Source organism: Paraburkholderia sp. A1BS-2L (genome assembly GCF_051125205.1).
Lineage (GTDB): Bacteria > Pseudomonadota > Gammaproteobacteria > Burkholderiales > Burkholderiaceae > Paraburkholderia.
This window is the reverse complement of sequence record NZ_CP120428.1, coordinates 3,102,276-3,120,482: the sequence shown is the minus strand read 5'-3', so window position 1 is coordinate 3,120,482 and position 18,207 is coordinate 3,102,276. Positions and strand designations below refer to the sequence as shown.

Sequence of the window (18,207 nt, the reverse complement as noted above, 5' to 3'; positions counted from 1 at the left end):
GTGGTTGCGCCACAACCAGTTATTATTGAGCCGCCATTCGGCGGAAACGTTGAGAAGACTCGAAAGTGGGGAAGGGCAGCCATGCAGGTAGACATCGTCGGACGCATACGCAACCTCCAGTTGCCTGTTACCCAGCCGCTCATCCCGCTTTTCGAGTGCCTAGTGAACTCCATTGAGGCGATCGAGGATAGCGGCACCGGTGATGGCCGTATCGACGTGTATCTTGAGCGAGAGGCTCGCCAGATGGCATTGGCCGGTAACGAGGAAACAGCGCTGGCCGGCATCCGGGACATCACCATCGTCGATAACGGCTCTGGTTTCAACGACGGCAACGTTCGCGCGTTTTTCCTCTCCGACTCGACCCGCAAGGCAACCCGAGGCAACAAGGGCATTGGCCGCTTCACCTGGCTCAAGGTGTTCAACCAGGCCGCCATCGACAGCACCTACTACCAAGATGACGACCATTGGATGCGTCGAACCTTCCGGTTCGTCGTGACGACGGAAGGGGTCGAGGGAGAGGAGGTTAACGAAGCCGAGGTGAAGGAACGGCGGACCTCGGTGAAGCTCACCAGCTTGCGTGCCGAATACGAAAAGCACTTCCCAAAGTCGCTCGAGACCATCGCCCACAAGGTCATCGACCACCTGCTCATCCACTTTGTGGGTGGTCGCTGTCCGCAAATCTTTCTCCACGACGCCGACGGGCAGTCGTGCAACCTGAACCACATCTTTGTCGAGGAAGCGAAGGAGCGGGCAAAGGAGGTGACGTTCGAGCTCAAGGGTCACAACTTCAAGGTGACCGTTCTCCGTTACCAGTCCAGCGCGGCCAAGAACCACACCATCTCGTACTGCGCCAACCAGCGTGAGGTGCTCGAGTGGAAGGCAAGCAAGGCAATACCCGACCTGCAAGGGCGCCTGACCGACGACCAAGGCGAGCAGTTCGTTTTCCGCACCTACGTGGCCGGCCCGTACCTTGACGCCAAGGTCAGCGCTGAGCGCACGGCCTTTATGTTTCTGCAGGAAGCCGACCTGGATTTTCCGGGAGAGATGACACGCGAAGAGCTTGATGCCGAGGTCGTGAAGGCGCTCAAGCAGGTCGCCGAGCCGTACACGACGCAGCTGCGTGAGGAGAAGCGTCAGCTTATCGAAACCTTCATTCAGCAGGACGCACCGCAGTACCGGTTCCAGCTGCAAGAGCGCTATCGAGACAAACTGGAACGCATTCCGGCCAATGTGTCGAAAGACCAGCTCGACATCGAGCTATACAAGACGCAGAAGGACATCGAGGTGGAGCACCGGCAGCGCGCGGCGGATATCAGGAAGGGGCCGCTCGACACTGTGGCCGGTTCGCCTGAGTACGCGGCCCTTTATCAGCAATTCCTCGACGACGAGAACGAGCTCGGGAAGGCTGCCCTGGCCAAGTACGTTGTCCATCGGCGCACCATCCTGGAAATGCTGGAAACCGCGCTCAAGGTACAAGAGTCGGGATCCTATGCACGCGAGGACCTCGTGCACAGCCTCATCTATCCGATGCAGGCCGACTCCGAAGATGTCGAGTTCTCTCGGCAGAACCTGTGGGTCGTTGACGAGCGCCTGGCCTACCATTCGTACCTAGCGTCTGACCTTCCGATGAGCCGCCTGAGAGCAGTGAATGCTACCGGCGGCGACGAGCCCGACCTGGCCATCTTCAATACGGCGCGGGCCTTCTCTGAGACGAAGAGCCCGTACCAGTCAGTGGTTGTCGTTGAGTTTAAGCGGCCCGAGCGCAACGAGTACCCGGCAAAGGACGAGAACCCGGTGGAGCAGGTTCTGCGCTATGTCAGGAAAATCAAAGAAGGGCAGGCCAAGGACAAGGATGGCAAGACCATCAACGTCGGCTCCATCCCGTTCTACGCGTACATCCTCTGCAGCCTGACGCCTCGCATCAAGGCCATTGCCGACAATCACGACTTCGTTAAAACGCCCGACAATGAAGGCTTCTTCAAGTACCACCAAGCGCAGGGCTGCTACATCGAAATCGTGTCCTACGACAAGGTCCTTACCGATGCAAAGAAGCGCAACCGTGCGTTCTTCGAGCGCCTGCAGATACCTATCAATTGAGTCGAAGGCCGTCCAGAACCCCCGCCGGAATATACAAGACCAGTGACCAGCCTCCATGATCTTGGCTTGGCCTACCGCAAAGCCAAAGTTGACTTGTACTACTCATCCCATGCGTCGCTTGCAGCGATTGCAGACTATGAGGACAAGCTGCACGCTAACCTGACGGCCCTACTCGCCAAGATGCATGGTGACGATGAGTCTTGGGTGACAAAGCCTGAGTTCATCGGCAGTTGGACCTTGGCCACCAAGTCTGTGGACATGTCCTGCTGGGATCGGTACCGCGAGCAGCACGGAAACGGCCTGATTTTTTCCTCCCCGGCGGACGAATGGGAACACGCCTGCGGCCTGCTGGCAGAAGGCGAAGAGCCTCAAAAGCCCAAAGCCGAGTTTCGGGTGATGGCGCAATGCAGCGTGGACTTTCATGTACTGTCCACGCTGTGGATGCTAGAGGTGGGCCACCTGTTCGATGCCCAGCTGACCGGCTGCGCTTATGGCAATCGTCTACGTCGCACCCAAGACGGAAGAGGCATCAACAAGCTCTCGCTCGGCTCTTTTCAGCCCTATCTCAAGCCTTTCCGCGACTGGCGCGACAAGGGCATCGCAACCATGCGAGGCGCATTGGATGCAGGCAAAAAGATCGTGGCGCTCACAGCGGATGTCAGCTCCTTCTATCACGAGCTGAACCCCCGCTTCATGCTCAATCCGGTCTTCGTCACGGGTGTGCTGGGACTGGAAATGGACGTCCATCAGGCCAAGCTCCATCGCATGTTCATTCAGGCTCTACTCGCCTGGGCAGCGGCGACGCCCTTGAAGAAAGGTTTGCCGGTCGGGCTACCTGCCTCAGCAGTCGTGGCGAACGTTGCGCTGGCCGAGTTGGACCGAATCGTCGAGCAGCAGTGTGCGCCGCTGTATTACGGCCGCTACGTGGACGACATCCTGCTGGTCATGGAGAACGCTGCCGGTTTCCACTCAACTTCCGAACTCTGGGAGTGGTTGTTCGCGCGTTCTCGCGGCAAGTTGGGTTGGGTGGCTCAAACTGAGCACAAACAGATCGGCTTTGAGCCGGACTACCTGAGCGACAGCCGAATCCATTTTGCCAATGCTAAGAACAAGGTGTTCGTACTGGCGGGAGAGCCGGGCAAGACACTGGTGGACGCCATTGCCCACCAGATCCATGAGCGTGCCAGCGAATGGCGCGCCATGCCCAGATTGCCGCGATCCGCTAGCCACGTTGGCACTGACTTGCTCGCCGCAACGCAAAGCGACGGCGAGGCCGCCGACAACCTGCGCAAGGCCGATGCACTGACGATGCGCCGCGCCGGCTTTGCCATCAAGCTGCGGGACTTCGAAGCCTACGAGCGTGATCTGACGCCGGAAGCTTGGCGAGAACATCGCCAAGCCTTCTTCCGCGCGTTTGTCCAGCATGTACTGGTGCTGCCGCAGTTTTTTGATCTGGCGGTTTACTTGCCACGGATCATTCGCCTAGCAACCGCGTGCGAAGACTTTGAAGACCTGCGCAAGATCCTGCGTGCACTCGAACAACTCTGCAAGCAAGTCGCACAAAACTGCGCGCTCAGTGTCAAGGCCACCCCTTCAGAGCACCTGCCGCCCGCCAGTGAGCTGATGGCTCGTTGGCAAAGCCAGCTTTACACCGCTGTGCGAGAAAGCATCAGCGCTGCGTTTCCACCGCGATTGTCCAAGGCCGGCCAGCAAGCATGGCAAGCGCACATGGCGGACTATCTGCCGACACTGGATGTCGAAGCCCTCCTGAACTGGTTCTTGTCCCCCAAAGGCTTTCAAGCCGAGCAAGCGCGTCTGTTTTCGTTCGACCTCGCGCACTTGCCCTTCCGCTTCATCGGGCTGCCGCGCGAGATGGTGGCCCAGCGCGGCATTCCGGCCAAGAAGACAGCCACGCACTGCGCCAACGCGGCCGAGTTGCTGCCGAACAACGTAATCGATGGCATCCAAATACTAGCCAAGTGGACCGGGTTCAAAAGCCTACCGCATGGGTTGCTGTTTGCCTCCCGCCCGTACAACCTGCCTGAGTTGTTCATCCTGAACAAGGCAGCCTACGAGGCCTCGGAGCATGCTGCCATGAAAGCAGTGGTCCTTGCTGTGCGTGGCTTCAGCTTGGGCGAGGCCGCGCCCAGCTTCGACAAGCATGGCGTGCTGCAGATTCCGGATGACCAGCCGCAGCGCCGATATGGCATTGCCGTCTCCAGCTGGAAAACGCGCATGGCGAGCTGGACGGCGGCGGTCATGCGCATGCCCGACCCCGACGCTGAGCGCTACGCACGCCTGTGTCGTTTGCTCGACGGGGTGATTGCCCAGCCGCAGCACAGTCGCTACCTCGTACTGCCTGAGCTTGCCCTGCCCGCACACTGGTTCATCCGCATCGCTCGCAAGTTGCAGGGGCGTGGTATTTCGCTGATCACCGGCATCGAATATTTGCACGCCAGTAAAGCGCGGGTGCGCAATCAGGTGTGGGCCGCACTGTCGCACGACGGCCTCGGATTCCCCTCGTTGATGATCTACCGGCAGGACAAGCAGCGGCCAGCATTGCACGAGGAGCAAGAGCTAACGCGCTTGGCCAAACTAGAGCTGAAGCCTGACAAGGCTTGGCAGAGGCCGCCCATCCTGCAGCATGGCGATCTGCGTTTTGCGCTGCTGGTCTGCAGCGAACTGACCAACATCAGCTACCGTGCTGCCTTGCGCGGCGAGGTGGACGCGCTGTTTGTGCCGGAGTGGAACCAGGACACCGAAACCTTCAACGCCTTGGTGGAGTCGGCTGCACTGGACGTGCATGCCTACATCATTCAGTGCAACGACCGCCAATACGGCGACAGCCGCATACGCGCCCCGTTCAAAGAGAGCTGGCAACGTGACCTGCTTCGAGTCAAAGGGGGCGTGACCGACTATTGCGTGATCGGAGAAATCGACGTGCAGGCGCTACGACAGTTTCAGAGCAGCCACCGGTCTCCGGCCAAGCCATTCAAACCGGTGCCAGATGGATTTGAGATTGCGTTTGGCCGCAAAGTGTTGCCGGCGGGACAAGGGAATGAGTGAGAGTTTAGTTGTTCGAGGCTCACATGGGTCCACGCCATCAATTAGAAGCTGACCGTCTGCATCGAACGTCATCCCCTGCATGTGATTGACGGCTGACGGGCAGGTACCGGGGTTCGAGGTGCAACGGTCAGCGACGGCAACCGCTGCAAAGCGGGCAGGTTGACATCACACCTCGAAGGACCACAATGAGTCGGGTGAACGAAACCGCTCGCGCGGTAGGGGCTCCGGTCCAACACTGGAGGTTAGGGTGAAGCCGGTCACGCGGTTTTATGTTGGCGAATGAGGCAATCCGCCTCGTTCTTCAACAGGAGCCGAATCATGACCTCCTCCCAACCAGCCGTCAGCCCGCTGCGTCAGCGCATGATCGACGACATGCGCATGCGCCAGCTTGCTCCGAAGACGCAAGCCAACTACCTGCGCATCGTACGCGAGTTCGCCCGATACCTCGGGCGCTCGCCTGATACCGCCACCGTCGAGGACCTGCGGGGTTACCAACTGCATCTCGTCGATCACGGCACGTCACCCATTTCGCTGAACGCCGCGATCACCGGGCTGAAGTTCTTCTTCGAGATCACGCTCCGCGAGCCGGAACTCATGGCCCGGATGCAGCCGGTGCGCGTGCCCCGCACGCTGCCGGTCGTGCTCAGCCCCGATGAAGTGCGGCGGCTGATCGCCGCCACGGGCAACCTCAAGCACCAGACGGCCCTCTCGGTCGCCTACGGCACCGGACTGCGTGCCAGCGAAGTGGTGACGCTCAAGGTCACCGACGTCGACAGCCAACGCATGACGCTGCGCATCGAACAAGGCAAGGGCCGTAAGGACCGCTACGCGATGCTCTCACCGGTGCTGCTCGAGCGCCTGCGCGTCTGGTGGCGCGTGGCCCGTGCGCAGGGCAAGATGCCTGACGGCGGATGGCTGTTTCCCGGGCTCGACCCCGTTGATCCGCTCACGCCGAGGCAGCTCAACCGTGCCATCCATGCTGCCGCCGAAGCCGCGCAGATCGACAAACGCGTCTCGATGCACACGCTGCGTCACAGCTTCGCCACGCACCTGCTCGAGCAGAAGGTCGACATCCGCGTGATCCAGGTGCTGCTCGGCCACAAGAAGCTCGAGACCACCGCACTTTACGCGCAGGTGGCCACCGACCTGCTGCGCGAAGTCACCAGTCCCCTGGAGCGCCTGCCAGCCAACTAGCCCTGTGATGCACTCCCCGTGCTGGAGGTCGCGGACATCTTCCGCGCCCACGGTCCGGCGTGGCGACGTACGGTACGCCTGAGCCTCGGGCAGCTGAAGGTCATGTCAGCCATCGAACAGTGCCGCAGCGCGGCACTGGGCGGACATGTGCTGCGCTGTACCGGCTGCGCGCGCACCGAGATCGCCTACAACTCCTGCCGCAACCGCCATTGCCCGAAGTGCCAGGGCAGTGCCGCACGCCGCTGGCTCGAGGCACGCCAGGCCGATCTGCTGCCGCTCGAGTACTATCACGTGGTCTTCACGCTGCCCGCGGCCATCAGCGCGATCGCCTGGTACAACAAGCGGGTCATCTACGGGCTGCTGTTCGACATCGCCGCAGACACGCTGCGCACGATCGCCGCCGATCCGAAACACCTCGGCGCCCAGATCGGCGCGACACTCGTGCTGCATACCTGGGGCTCGGCACTCACGCATCATCCGCACGTGCATGGCATCGTCCCGGGCGGGGGGCTGTCGCCCGACGGCGAGCGCTGGATCGCCTGCCGGCCCGGCTTCTTCCTGCCGGTGCGCGTGCTCTCGCGCCTGTTCCGGCGCCGCTTCCTCGAAGCCCTCCAGGCGGTTCACCACCGCGGCGAACTGCAGTTCTTCGGCGAGTATGCAGCGCTCGCCGATACGACCGCCTTCGCCCGGTGGCTCGCGCCCCTGCGTGCCTGCGAATGGTTTGTGTACGCCAAGCGTCCCTTTGCCGGGCCGCAAGCCGTACTCGAATACCTCTCGCGTTATACGCACCGCGTCGCGATCTCCAACCAGCGTCTGCTCGCCTTCGATGAGCGCGGCGTGACCTTCCGCTGGAAGGATTACCGTGCGACGGGACGTACCCGCTACAAGACCATGACGCTGGAGGCCGGCGAGTTCATGCGTCGCTTCCTGCTGCACGTGCTGCCAGGCGGCTTCCATCGCATCCGCCACTACGGCCTGCTCGCCAACCCGGTGCGTCGCGCCAGTCTCGCGAAGGTGCGTGAGCTGCTGCACGTCGTGCCGGAGTTCGACACGCCATCCGACCACACCGTCATCGACACTCCGCCCACCTTCATCTGCCGGCACTGCGGTGCCCCGATGATCGTCATCGACATTCTCGCGCGCACCGCACCGATCCGTGCGCCACCCATCCCGCGGGCCGCAACATGATTGCTACGGTTCAGTGCCTACCAGAACGAACGTCGGCCTTGCGGCAACGCGGCCTGCGAGCGGACGTTCGTGCCCGCCATATCAAGCTCTCCCTCACACGTCCACTTCACCACCGCCATCGCGCCAATACTCCGCGTCGTCCAGGCACCATGGCACTTCCAGCATCCCGTTTGGGCCGCCTCGCTCTAACAAGGCTGAGGACGCCGGGCCATCAATCGCCATAGCCTTCGAGAATTACCACCGCCTCGGATCACTCCGCGGTTTCCTCCCTCGAGGCTTATTCGCCGCCTGCCCGCACGCGTCATCGCGCGCTCACCGTAATGGCAACGAGGGCAGGCATCGAATAACCCTTAACGCGAGCCGTCGTATCACTTGTTCATTTCATGATCGGCGGATCACTGAGACTAGGCTATTGCTCCCGGTGCTTCGTAATACTTTGTTGCAAAGAAGTGCGATGATAAGGTCGCTGTACCCCAAGTCGTACCCGATAGAAGATTGGCGACGCTCAATGCCTTATCCGGCGCGCCTTCAGCCGATTTTTTCGATCCCAGCCGGGCGCCAAGAAATGCATGAAAATACAATAGCTTAGCGATTGTCGATCGCCAGGACGTTTGGGATGGCTATACGACTTCGCGCGAACACACGGCTATGGAACGGACCGCAGCCAATGGTTCGCTCTGTATCGTGACGACGAAAAAATCGATGATGAAACGTTCGTCAACGGCGTGCGACGCGGCTCCTTCCGACTACATCCGATCGGTCCGATGCGACGTAGCGAAGGCTGCATTACGCTCGCCAATCCTGCCGGCTTTGCGCAACTGAGTAGCTACCTGCGCGAGAAGGTGCGACGCTGCCGATTCCGGGTACAACTCTGAAAGCCTACGGCACGGTAGAGGTCCGCCAATGAAGTGGGTTCGTTACAGCGCGAACATTATTACGACGCTCGTACTCGGCTTCCTGCTCTCCCGCTGGATCGTTAGTTTGCCCTGCGAATTCTCGCCGCTATCGGCGTCGATCGCGTTCGTGATGCATGCGTTTGGCGTGGACACCGTCAAGAACGCAGATGACATTGAAACGACTGGCTTGCTGGTCATCATCGCCGCCGCGATGATCGTTGCTGCGCTGCTGGTGTGGCTTGCGAATGTCGCGCTGCGCCGTTGGCGCGCTTCGACATGAAAGACGCACTCCTCAACACCCCACCGAAGCGTCACTCAGCTTCGAATCCACCTCACTAGCCTCCCCGCCCGGCACGATACACGCCAAAAACGCATCGATCGCCGGACTCTGCCGCCGCGCCTTCAGGTAATAGACATACTCATCGATAGTCGTGTCCACGCCGCGCAGCGCAATCACCCGCAGATCCGGATGCCGCTCCGCCTCGCCGTGCGGAAAAATGCTGCCGCCTACGCCGTGCAGGATCGCTTCGCGAATCGCCTCGCGGCTGCCGATCTCCGCGACCGACGCCGGCGCGACACCGGCTTTCGCGAGGATCTCCTCGGTGCAGCGGCGCGTGACCGATCCTGCTTCGCGAATCAAAAGACGCACCTCGGCAAGGCGCGCGGCGTCGATCACGTCGAAGCGCGCAAGCGAATGACTGTGATGCACCACGAGCACGAGCGGATCGCTCGAAATCACGCGCCGCTCGAGCCCATCCGCGTCATTGCGCTGCGACGACACCGCGAGGTCGATGTGAAACTCGTGCAGCGCATTGAGAATGTCTTCCGAATTGCCGATCCGGCAGGTGAGCGCAATGGCCGGATGCGCCTTCGAGAAGCGGCCAATCGCTTCCATGATGTAGTACGGCCCGGTTGCGCCTAGCCGCAATTGACCTTCGAACAGGCCACCGACGTTGCGCAGCATGATATCGGCCTGCGCTTCCAGGTCGATCATTTTCTCGACGAGCGGCAGGAGCGCGATGCCGGTTTCGGTGACCGCGAGGCGGCGTCCGCTGCGGTAGAACAACTCGACGCCGTATAGCTGCTCGATCTGACGGATCTGCGCGGCGATGGTCGGCTGACTCACGCCGAGGTGCCGCGCCGCACGCGTGATGCTGCCCTGACGGACCGTCGCGTGGAACGCCTTCAACTGATCGAACAAAATCCCATCCTCTTTTCCGGCTCGCCCGCGCGTCAGCGTAGCGAACCGATGTGTCCGTTGCATGACGCGCGCGGATGTCGAGTCGGCGCAAGCGCCCACCGGGTTTCGAACAAAAAAGCTGAGGTGCACCGAAAGAAACCTGATGGAACCGGTCACTGCGAGGACATTCGTCGATGCGTTAATGAGCGCATTCGTCATCCTCGGACCGATCCTCATGCGTCGAATCGATTCGCGCGCCGTCTGGGCGGCGCTTCTTTTTTCTCTTGCTCTCGCTGCGTGCGACGGCAGCGGCAGCGACGGCTCGTCGGCTTCGCCGAGCACGCGCAGTCAGCAATCTAGCCCGCAGAACAGCCAGCAAACTGGCTCGCCAAGCAGTCGGCACAGCAGTCAGCAAAACGGCCAGCAAATGGCGGGCGCCGACGCGAACGCGAACCCGAACGCCGAAGACAAGCCACCGGGCGCGCCCGAGATGCACTGGGCGCCCGGCTCCGGCACGAGCAGCGCGCATTGATGCGCTGGCCGCATCCACGCTTTTCCCCAATTCCTCCCCCAATAACAGGATCTCCCATGTCGTCGAAAAACAGACGCGACTTTCTGCGCATCGCCGCCCAGTCGGCGGGCGCGATGGCTGCCTATGCGAGCTTTCCGCCCGCGATCCGCAAGGCGCTTGCCATGCCCGCCGCGACCCGCACCGGCACGATTCAGGACGTCGAGCACGTCGTGATCTTCATGCAGGAAAACCGCTCGTTCGACCATTACTTCGGCGGCCTGCGCGGTGTGCGCGGCTTCAACGATCCGCGTCCGCATCTGCTGCCCAGCGGCGCGCCGGTGTGGCAGCAGCCGCCCGCTTCGGTGCAGACCTCGCACTACCAATCGCGCGGCCTGAGTTCCACGGCGCCCTACGTGCTGCCGTTCTATCTCGATCCGAAGCAGACCACCGAATTCCAGCCCGGCACGAACCATGGCTGGAGCAGCGGCCACCTCGCGTGGAACAACGGCCAGTGGGACCAGTGGGTGAACCAGAAGCAGGACGTGCTGACGATGGGTTATCTGAAGCGCGAGGACGTGATGTACCACTACGCGCTCGCCGATGCGTTCACGATCTGCGACGCGTACCACTGCTCCGCGCACGCGGATACCGCGCCGAACCGCATCTACCTGTGGACCGGCACGATCGACCCTCGCAACATCTACGGCAATCCGCCGAACGGCCCGGGCATCGGCGAGCGCGACGACGTGAACGGCTACACGTGGACGACGTACGCCGAGCGTCTGGAGAACGCGAACATCAGCTGGAAGGTGTATCAGGGCGGTACTGGCATTCCGGGCGACCCGACCGACAACTACACCGATAACTCGCTGATGTTCTTCAAGAAGTTCCAGGTGAAGGAAGGCGCGAGCGGCCCGCTCGTCGACAAGGGCGCGACGGACCGCACGCTGGCTGGCTTCAAGGCCGATGTGCAGGCGAACCAGCTCCCGCAGGTGTCATGGATCGTCTCGCCATACAAGTACAGCGAGCACCCGTCCGCATCGCCCACCGATGGCGCGTTCTATATCAACATGGTCCTCGAGGCGCTGACCTCGAACCCGGACGTGTGGGCGAAGACCGCGTTCATCCTCAATTACGACGAGAACGACGGCCTGTTCGACCACGTCGTGCCGCCGGTGCCGCCGCTCGCAAGCGGGCCGAACGGCCAGGGGATGATGTCGTCGAGCCTGCTCTCGAACATCGGCGACGAGTATCTCGATCTCGGCCGGTATCCGCAGGAGATGGGTCCGCTGATCCCGGGCGCCGATCCCGGCGGCATCCAGCCGGTCGGTCTCGGACCGCGCGTGCCGCTGATCGTGATCTCGCCGTGGTCCAAGGGCGGCTGGGTGTGTTCGGAGACCTTCGATCACACCTCGGTGCTGCGTTTTCTCGAGGCGCGCTTCGGCGTGCAGGAGCCCAACATCAGCGCATGGCGCCGTTCGGTTTGCGGCGACCTCACGTCGGCGTTCGACTTCTCCGGCAAACCGGACACGTCGACGGTGAGCTTCGCGGTGCCCAAGCACATCCAGACGGCCGGTCAGGCGTACCAGGTGCCCGCGCAGCAGACCATGCCGGCGCAGGAGCCCGGCGCGCGTCCGGCGCGCGCGCTGCCGTATGAAGTGTTCGTGCACAGCCGGGTGAGCGGCCACGACGGCAATCTGTGGCTCGATTTCGCGAACACCGGCGCAGCGGGCGCGGCGTTCTACGTCTACGATCGCTTGAGCCCGGCCAATCCGCCGCGCCGCTATACGGTCGCAGCAAACGATCAGTTCGCCGATTACTGGAGCACTTCGATTGCGCAGGGTGCCTATCATCTCGCCGTCTACGGCCCGAACGGCTATCTGTGCGAATTCCAGGGCAACGTGCAAATCGCGGCCGATGGCCATCATGCGAGCCCGGAAGTGCGCATCGGCTACGACGTGCGCAATCGCCACATTTATCTTGAGCTGAGCAACAGCGGCACCGCCGCGTGCAGCGTGACCGTCGACAATGCGTACAGCAGCGCGCACTCGCGCCAGTACACGGTGCAAGCCGGGCAGACCATGCAGGACCACTGGGAACTGAGCTCGAGCCATGGCTGGTACGACCTGAACATCTCGGCGACGACGGTGGGCGGCGCGACGGACAAGGTCGTGCGCCGCTTCGCGGGCCACCTCGAGACGGGCCGGCCGAGCCAGAGCGATCCGGGGCCGGTGAAGCGCTGACCGGCGCAGGGTGAGGGGAATGCCGCGTGGCCGGTGCAATGCCGGCCACGCGGTTTTTCATTGAGGCGCAGATTTTGCGCGAGTGTCGGCACGATTCGTCACGATGGCCGGCCGCGCTGCGGCATCGCGCGAGCGGGCGTATGCTCAACGCTTTCTGCCCTCGCGCTACACCGGTCAACAAGGCAAAGGAAACGTCATGGAACTACGCAGAATCGGCACTTCGGCCTTGCAGGTCGCACCGCTCATGTTCGGCGGCAACGTATTCGGCTGGACCGCCGACGAAGCAACTTCGTTCTCGATTCTCGATGCGTTCACCGAAGCAGGCCTGAATTTCATCGATACCGCCGACGTCTACTCGGCCTGGGCGCCTGGCAACCAGGGCGGGGAATCGGAGACGCTCATCGGCAAATGGCTCGCGCAAAGCGGCAGGCGCGAAAAAGTGGTGATTGCAACCAAGGTGGCGAAGGACCCGCGCCGCCCCGGTCTCTCGGCTGCGAATATCGCGGCCGCCGTGGAGGATTCGCTGCGCCGCCTGCAGACCGACTATATCGATGTCTACTTCTCGCACGAGGACGATCAGAAGGTGCCGCTCGAAGAGACGCTCGGCGCGTATCAGCGCCTGATCGAGGCCGGCAAGGTGCGCGTGGTGGGCGCGTCGAATTACACGGGCGCGCGCCTCGAGGAAGCGCTTGCGCTGGCGCACAAGACCGGGCTGCCCGCGTACCAGATCGTCCAGCCCGAATACAACCTGTACGACCGCGCGGCTTACGAGGCCGATATCGAGCCGGTAGCGCTCGCGCAGAAGCTCGCGGTCGTGCCCTATTACAGTCTGGCGAGCGGTTTTCTGTCGGGCAAGTACCGTTCGCGCGAAGACCTTGCGAAGAGCACGCGCGGCTCGCGCGTCGAGCGCTATCTCGACCATCGGGGTGTGCGTATTCTCGCGGCGCTCGATTACGTGGCCGGGCGCCATGGCAGCTCGCTGGCGGCCGTGGCGCTCGCCTGGCTGATCGCGCGGCCCAGCATTACCGCGCCGATCGCGAGCGCGACGTCGCTCGAACAGCTCGACAGCCTCGTGGCGGCGGTGCGCCTGAAACTCGATCCGGCGGACATTCAGGCGCTCAACGACGCGAGCGCCTGAGCCTCGTTTGGGCCTCGTTTGAACCTGTCTGGGGTCCCCTGGCAGGCGCCAAAACGCGTATCCAGGACTCCTGAAGGTCGGTGGCGGGCCACCGGCGGTGCCCGCCACGCAAGTGCCTGAGTAGAATCAAGAAAGCCTGGTCACGCGAATCTTTTCCTGATATCATTGAGAGTGAATTGAGATCTTTGCCTGTTTTGTTGCCGTGTTCGTTACTGTTGGCGGCCGCAAACCGGCGGTCAGGTGTGTTGCATCAAGGTCGACCTGATCGCGTTCCGCTGTGAACCCCCTACTTCTCTTTTCCGGCCTCCGTGGCCGCCTTGCCTATCGTTGCGCCCCATCGTGGCGAACGACCGGAGGGCCGGTGCGTGAGTGGCATATGCCTGGTTTTTTGCCATTTGCGCCTTTGAACCGTATCAAGCGATTGAGTTAGGAAATACATGACGACGATTCTTCTGAAGGAAAACGAGCCGTTCGAAGTGGCCATCCGCCGCTTCCGCCGTGCAATCGAAAAAAACGGCCTGATCGCCGAGCTGCGTGAGCGTCAAGCTTACGAAAAGCCGACGGCCGTGCGCAAGCGCAAGAAGGCTGCTGCAGTCAAGCGCCTGCACAAGCGTCTGCGCAGCCAGATGCTGCCGAAGAAGCTCCACTAAGAGCACGCTTCAGCTTCCGCCTGACGGCGGCGCATGCTTCGCAAGAAGCTGCGCCGCCGTTTGCATTTCTGGCATCGGCTTGTGCATCGGCTCGATGGCGCCGTGCAGGCTCAGGCCGCATCCTGAAGCCGCTGCGGCGAAAGCCCGAACTGCGAGGCGATCGACAGTAGCCGGTCGTGCCACTCCCAGACGCCAAAAACATCGTGGACGTTTTGCAGGCAGCTCAGGAGATCGACGGTATTGGGATCGTAAATGTTGATATGGGCGCGCAGGAGCGCTTTCTTCAGCGCGGCGACACCCACGTCCATCCAGGCGGGCACCTCGTTCTCCGCGCGCGAAAGGTAACGCACGGGGATGCCTTCCATGGCGCTCATGTAGTCGCGCGCACGGATGAAGCTGCCGACCGGGCAGCCGCCGTAGTGGCACGAGCCGCCGCTATAACCGCCCCGATAGGCTCCGCCGCCGCTGGGCAGCAGCGCTGCGCGCCCTTGTCCATGGAGGTGCGCCACGGCGCGGTCGAAAATCTCCTGATGATTCAGGAAGTGCACGTTTTTCATTTCAGCCCCCCTGCGCGACGCACAGCGGTGAGGTCGTGCGGATGCGCTGCCACGCGCTTGGCGGCGGGTGTCTCCCCGTTGCTGGCGCCCCCGTGCTGCGTCTTCTGCCGACGCAACAACCACAGATACATCCGATATCCGTTATAACGGCGCGGGCAAAGAAAACCGTTGGGCCGCGCACCAAGGCAGGATGAAATCGCGCCGATTCGCCGTTCGCGCAACGCTTTATCAGGCGCTTTCTGCCGTGCGTGCCTTGCCCCGTGCCTTGGGCTTCGCGCCGCCAAGCACCGCGCAGGTTTTGCGGCACATGCAGTCGCGCTCGTGGTCGTTGACCATGCCCACGGCCTGCATGAACGCATAGCAGATGGTGGTGCCGACGAACTTGCAGCCGTACTTCTTGAGCGCCTTGCTGAGTGCGTCGGAGATTTCGGTGGACGTGGGCGCGTCGCGATACGAGATCAGGTCGTTCTGGATGGGGGTGTGGTCGACGAACGACCAGACGAATGCCGCCAGCGAGCCGTGTTCCGCCTGAATTTGCTGCACGGCGCGCGCATTGAGAATGGCGGCCTCGATCTTGGCGCGGTTGCGCACGATCGAGGCGTCCTGCATGAGCGCCTCTACGTGCTTCGGCGTGAAGCGCGCGACTTTCTCGACGTCGAAGTTGGCGAATGCGCGGCGATAACCTTCGCGCTTGTTGAGAATCGTCGACCACGACAGCCCCGCCTGCGCGCCTTCGAGCACGAGCATTTCATAGAGATGCCGGTCGTCGCGCGAGGGCACTCCCCACTCCTCGTCGTGGTATTGCACATACTGTGGCGACGCGCCAGCCGATACCCAGTTGCAGCGGTGTGTCACGGTGAATTCTCCTTGCGAGTAGCCCAGCAAGGATAGCGGATCGGCCGTGCGCCGCCATCTGGCCGTCCGGCCAATTGTGCGAAAGACGCCGAGCCGTTAGTCTCACGGCTCGATCCTCTTCAACTCACCGGTGCGCACGGCGCGGCAAACATCATGCAGAAATATTCCTGGTTGATCGGCGTGGATGGCGGCGGTACCGGCACGCGCGTCGCGCTGGGCGACCTCCATGGCGCGGAGCTCGCGCGTGCATCCGCCGGACCTTCCGGGCTCGGGCTCGGCATCGCACGCGCCTGGCAATCGATCGAAGAAGGCGCGTGCGCCGCTTTTACGCAAGCCGGGTTGACGTTCGACTGGTCGCGCTGCGTGCTCGGCTGCGGTCTGGCGGGTGTGAACAACCCCGACTGGCTGGCTGCATTTCGCGCGGCGGCGCCGCCCGTTGCGGGACTCGCGGTCGAGAGCGACGTCTATACGTCACTGCTCGGCGCGCATGGTGGCGAGCCGGGTGTGGTCGTGGCGCTCGGCACGGGCAGCATTGCCGCCGCGCTCGATGTACATGGCGTGTGCCGCATCGCTGGCGGTTTCGGCTTTCCGTCTGGCGACGAAGCGAGCGGCGCGTGGTTCGGCCTGCGCGCGATCGTGTGGGCGCAACAGTCGCTCGATGGCCGCGTCGCGCCCGATGCCTTCTCGCGTGCGTTGCTCGCCCATATTGGTGCAGCCGATCGCGAGAGTCTGATCGTCTGGCAATGCGCGGCCAATCAGACCGCTTATGCGAGCCTCGCGCCCGTGGTGCTCGCGTACCGCGATCACCCATTCGCGGCGAAGCTGCTGAGCGAAGCCGGCGAGGCCGTCGCGTGCCTGATTTCGGCGCTCGATCCCGAAGCCGCGTTGCCTGCGGCGCTGGCCGGCGGCCTCGCCCAGCCGCTGCGCGATTGGGTTCCGCAAGGGTTGCGCGAGCGCTTGCGCGCCCCCCTCGCCGATTCCGCCACAGGGGCCTTGATGCTTGCCCGGCGCGAGGGAGCGCGGCTCGGCGGTGGGTAGACGAGCGCAGTGGAGCCCGAAGCGCCCGCACGGACGCTCACCGCTGCGGCGCTCGGCGCCAGGTGCTAGCATTCAGGGTTTCCCCCCAGCCACCGAATCGCCATGTACAAGGTCATTGCAACCGATCTCGACGGAACGCTGCTCAACGCCGACCATCAACTGGATCCGTTCACGGTTGCCACGTTCAACAAGCTCAACGGGCAAGGCTTGCAGTTCATCATCGCGACCGGCCGCCATTATTGCGACGTGGCGAGCATTCGCGGCCTGCTCGGGGTTCCCGCGTATCTGATCACCTCGAACGGCGCGCGCGTGCATGGTCCGGACGACGCGCTGATCCACGCGAGCGACCTGCCCGAGCCGGTGGTTCACCGACTTGTCGCGCCGGACACGGTGGGTGCGCATGGCCGCTTAATCGTGAGTCTTTTCACGGACCGAGAGTGGTTCATCGACCGCGATGCGCCAGAACTGCTCGCTTACCATCAGGATTCGGGCTTCACCTACCGCGTGACCGAGAATCTGGGTGCGATCGGCGGTGCGGGCGTTGCCAAGGCGCTCTATATCGGCGACCCGGCCGACCTTGCTGAGGTTCAGCGCAGTCTCGAGCGCGAGTTTGGCGACGCGCTCTATATCACCTACTCCTTGCCCGATTGTCTCGAAGTGATGGTTGCCGGCGTGTCCAAGGGGCGCGCGCTGCGCGTCGTGCTCGACCGTCTGAATGTCGATGTCGCGCGGTGCGTAGCGTTCGGCGACAACATGAACGATATCGACCTGCTCGAAACGGCGGGCCATCCGTTCATGATGAACAACGCCAATCCCGACCTGATCGCGCGCCTGCCCCAGGTGCCGCGCATCGGCAATAACTTCGAAGCGGGCGTTGCCCATCACCTGCGCAAGCTCTTCGCGCTGGACGACGAGCTGGCGCGCTAGCTCACGCTAATCTGGCCGCCTGCGCTTATTGCGTGGGGGCAAGCGCCGCGCACGGGCATTCGTCCGAGCGGCCATCGAGCCCTTCGCGATCGTGGCTGAAGCGTGCGCGCGGCGCGTCTGCACTCCAGTCAATGCGTATCACATAGATGCTATCGAAATCCGTGCTCTTCCATTTGGGCACGTCGGACGCTTGCCCGCCGTGCTCGGCCACGATCTTGCGCACGAGCGTCTCGATTTCTCGATGTTCCCATCCGACCAGCAACGTGCGGCCGCGCCACGCCGGATCGAGCAGCGCTTTCTCTAGCGCATCGCTCTGGGCATAGCCAAACGGCGTCTGAATCGGCAGGCCGAACTGGATGGCCGTGGGCTCGACGGTCGCGAGCGGGCGCACATAGTAATAGTGTTGCCCGTGGTCGTCTTTCTGCTGGCCCGGGTCGGGCGCGTAGATCGCATCGGGCTTGCCGTACTTTGCGGCAATCACGGCGGGCAGCGCGAGCGCCCGGTTCAAGCCCTTGCAGTTGAGCTGGCCGAGCCCTTCGTCGGGCTTTTCGCCGTGACGCACGAACACCAGTGTTTCGATATCCTGCGCGTTTTCAGCGCACGCCGTGCCCGCACTCGCGAGCAAGCCGCTCGCGAGTGCGAACAGCGTAGCCAGCATCGCCGCTTT

16 protein-coding genes are annotated in these 18,207 nt (G+C 62.8%); 12 read left to right on the top strand and 4 right to left on the bottom strand.

Annotated features, from left to right (window positions below):
* Positions 1-81: 81 nt before the first annotated feature.
* From P5W98_RS14290 to P5W98_RS14265, 6 genes are all read left to right on the top strand, one after another.
* On the top strand, positions 82-2,097 hold the full coding sequence (locus tag P5W98_RS14290) for a hypothetical protein (RefSeq protein ID WP_434718076.1): 2,016 nt from the start codon (positions 82-84) through the stop codon (positions 2,095-2,097).
* A gap of 66 nt (positions 2,098-2,163) precedes the next feature.
* On the top strand, positions 2,164-5,163 hold the full coding sequence (locus P5W98_RS14285) for a reverse transcriptase domain-containing protein (protein ID WP_434718075.1): 3,000 nt from the start codon (positions 2,164-2,166) through the stop codon (positions 5,161-5,163).
* Between the two features lie 318 nt (positions 5,164-5,481).
* On the top strand, positions 5,482-6,357 hold the full coding sequence (locus tag P5W98_RS14280; protein ID WP_434718074.1) for a tyrosine-type recombinase/integrase: 876 nt from the start codon (positions 5,482-5,484) through the stop codon (positions 6,355-6,357).
* Between the two features lie 18 nt (positions 6,358-6,375).
* Complete coding sequence (locus P5W98_RS14275) at positions 6,376-7,545, top strand: IS91 family transposase (protein ID WP_434718073.1); 1,170 nt, start codon at positions 6,376-6,378, stop codon at positions 7,543-7,545.
* A gap of 611 nt (positions 7,546-8,156) precedes the next feature.
* Positions 8,157-8,420 carry a tlde1 domain-containing protein gene (locus P5W98_RS14270; protein WP_421073832.1) on the top strand — a complete coding sequence of 88 codons (264 nt, stop codon included), beginning with the start codon at positions 8,157-8,159 and terminating at the stop codon, positions 8,418-8,420.
* A gap of 28 nt (positions 8,421-8,448) precedes the next feature.
* Positions 8,449-8,721 carry a hypothetical protein gene (locus tag P5W98_RS14265; protein WP_421073831.1) on the top strand — a complete coding sequence of 91 codons (273 nt, stop codon included), beginning with the start codon at positions 8,449-8,451 and terminating at the stop codon, positions 8,719-8,721.
* 12 nt (positions 8,722-8,733) lie between these two features.
* Here the strand turns inward: P5W98_RS14265 and P5W98_RS14260 are convergent, their stop codons facing one another.
* Positions 8,734-9,642 carry a LysR family transcriptional regulator gene (locus P5W98_RS14260; protein WP_434718072.1) on the bottom strand — a complete coding sequence of 303 codons (909 nt, stop codon included), beginning with the start codon at positions 9,640-9,642 and terminating at the stop codon, positions 8,734-8,736.
* Positions 9,643-9,784: 142 nt separating this feature from the next.
* Between P5W98_RS14260 and P5W98_RS14255 the strand changes: the two genes are divergently transcribed.
* The 4 genes from P5W98_RS14255 (at position 9,785) to rpsU (ending at position 14,163) form a co-directional block, all read left to right on the top strand.
* A complete protein-coding gene (locus P5W98_RS14255) occupies positions 9,785-10,153 on the top strand; it encodes a hypothetical protein (RefSeq protein ID WP_434718071.1) in 369 nt (122 codons plus the stop codon).
* A gap of 56 nt (positions 10,154-10,209) precedes the next feature.
* Positions 10,210-12,375 (top strand): phosphocholine-specific phospholipase C, encoded by a 2,166-nt coding sequence (locus P5W98_RS14250; RefSeq protein ID WP_421073829.1) that lies wholly within the window; start codon positions 10,210-10,212, stop codon positions 12,373-12,375.
* 196 nt (positions 12,376-12,571) lie between these two features.
* Positions 12,572-13,513, top strand: coding sequence for an aldo/keto reductase (locus tag P5W98_RS14245; protein WP_421025049.1), 942 nt, complete (start codon positions 12,572-12,574; stop codon positions 13,511-13,513).
* 437 nt (positions 13,514-13,950) lie between these two features.
* Positions 13,951-14,163 (top strand): 30S ribosomal protein S21, encoded by a 213-nt coding sequence (gene rpsU, locus P5W98_RS14240; protein WP_004198205.1) that lies wholly within the window; start codon positions 13,951-13,953, stop codon positions 14,161-14,163.
* A 110-nt stretch (positions 14,164-14,273) separates the two neighbouring features.
* On the opposite strand, the gene P5W98_RS14235 is transcribed toward rpsU, so the two are convergent.
* On the bottom strand, positions 14,274-14,720 hold the full coding sequence (locus tag P5W98_RS14235; RefSeq protein WP_421025048.1) for a hypothetical protein: 447 nt from the start codon (positions 14,718-14,720) through the stop codon (positions 14,274-14,276).
* 228 nt (positions 14,721-14,948) lie between these two features.
* Positions 14,949-15,575 (bottom strand): DNA-3-methyladenine glycosylase I, encoded by a 627-nt coding sequence (locus P5W98_RS14230; RefSeq protein WP_421025047.1) that lies wholly within the window; start codon positions 15,573-15,575, stop codon positions 14,949-14,951.
* A 153-nt stretch (positions 15,576-15,728) separates the two neighbouring features.
* Here P5W98_RS14230 and P5W98_RS14225 point away from each other — a divergent pair, with 153 nt between their 5' ends.
* Positions 15,729-16,613: a BadF/BadG/BcrA/BcrD ATPase family protein gene (locus P5W98_RS14225; protein WP_434661256.1), complete on the top strand. Its 885-nt coding sequence runs from the start codon at positions 15,729-15,731 to the stop codon at positions 16,611-16,613.
* Between the two features lie 102 nt (positions 16,614-16,715).
* On the top strand, positions 16,716-17,540 hold the full coding sequence (locus P5W98_RS14220; protein WP_434661254.1) for a Cof-type HAD-IIB family hydrolase: 825 nt from the start codon (positions 16,716-16,718) through the stop codon (positions 17,538-17,540).
* 25 nt (positions 17,541-17,565) lie between these two features.
* Here P5W98_RS14220 and P5W98_RS14215 read toward each other — a convergent pair whose 3' ends face one another.
* Positions 17,566-18,198, bottom strand: a complete 633-nt coding sequence (locus P5W98_RS14215) for a histidine phosphatase family protein (protein WP_434661253.1) — start codon at positions 18,196-18,198, stop codon at positions 17,566-17,568.
* Positions 18,199-18,207: the final 9 nt, after the last annotated feature.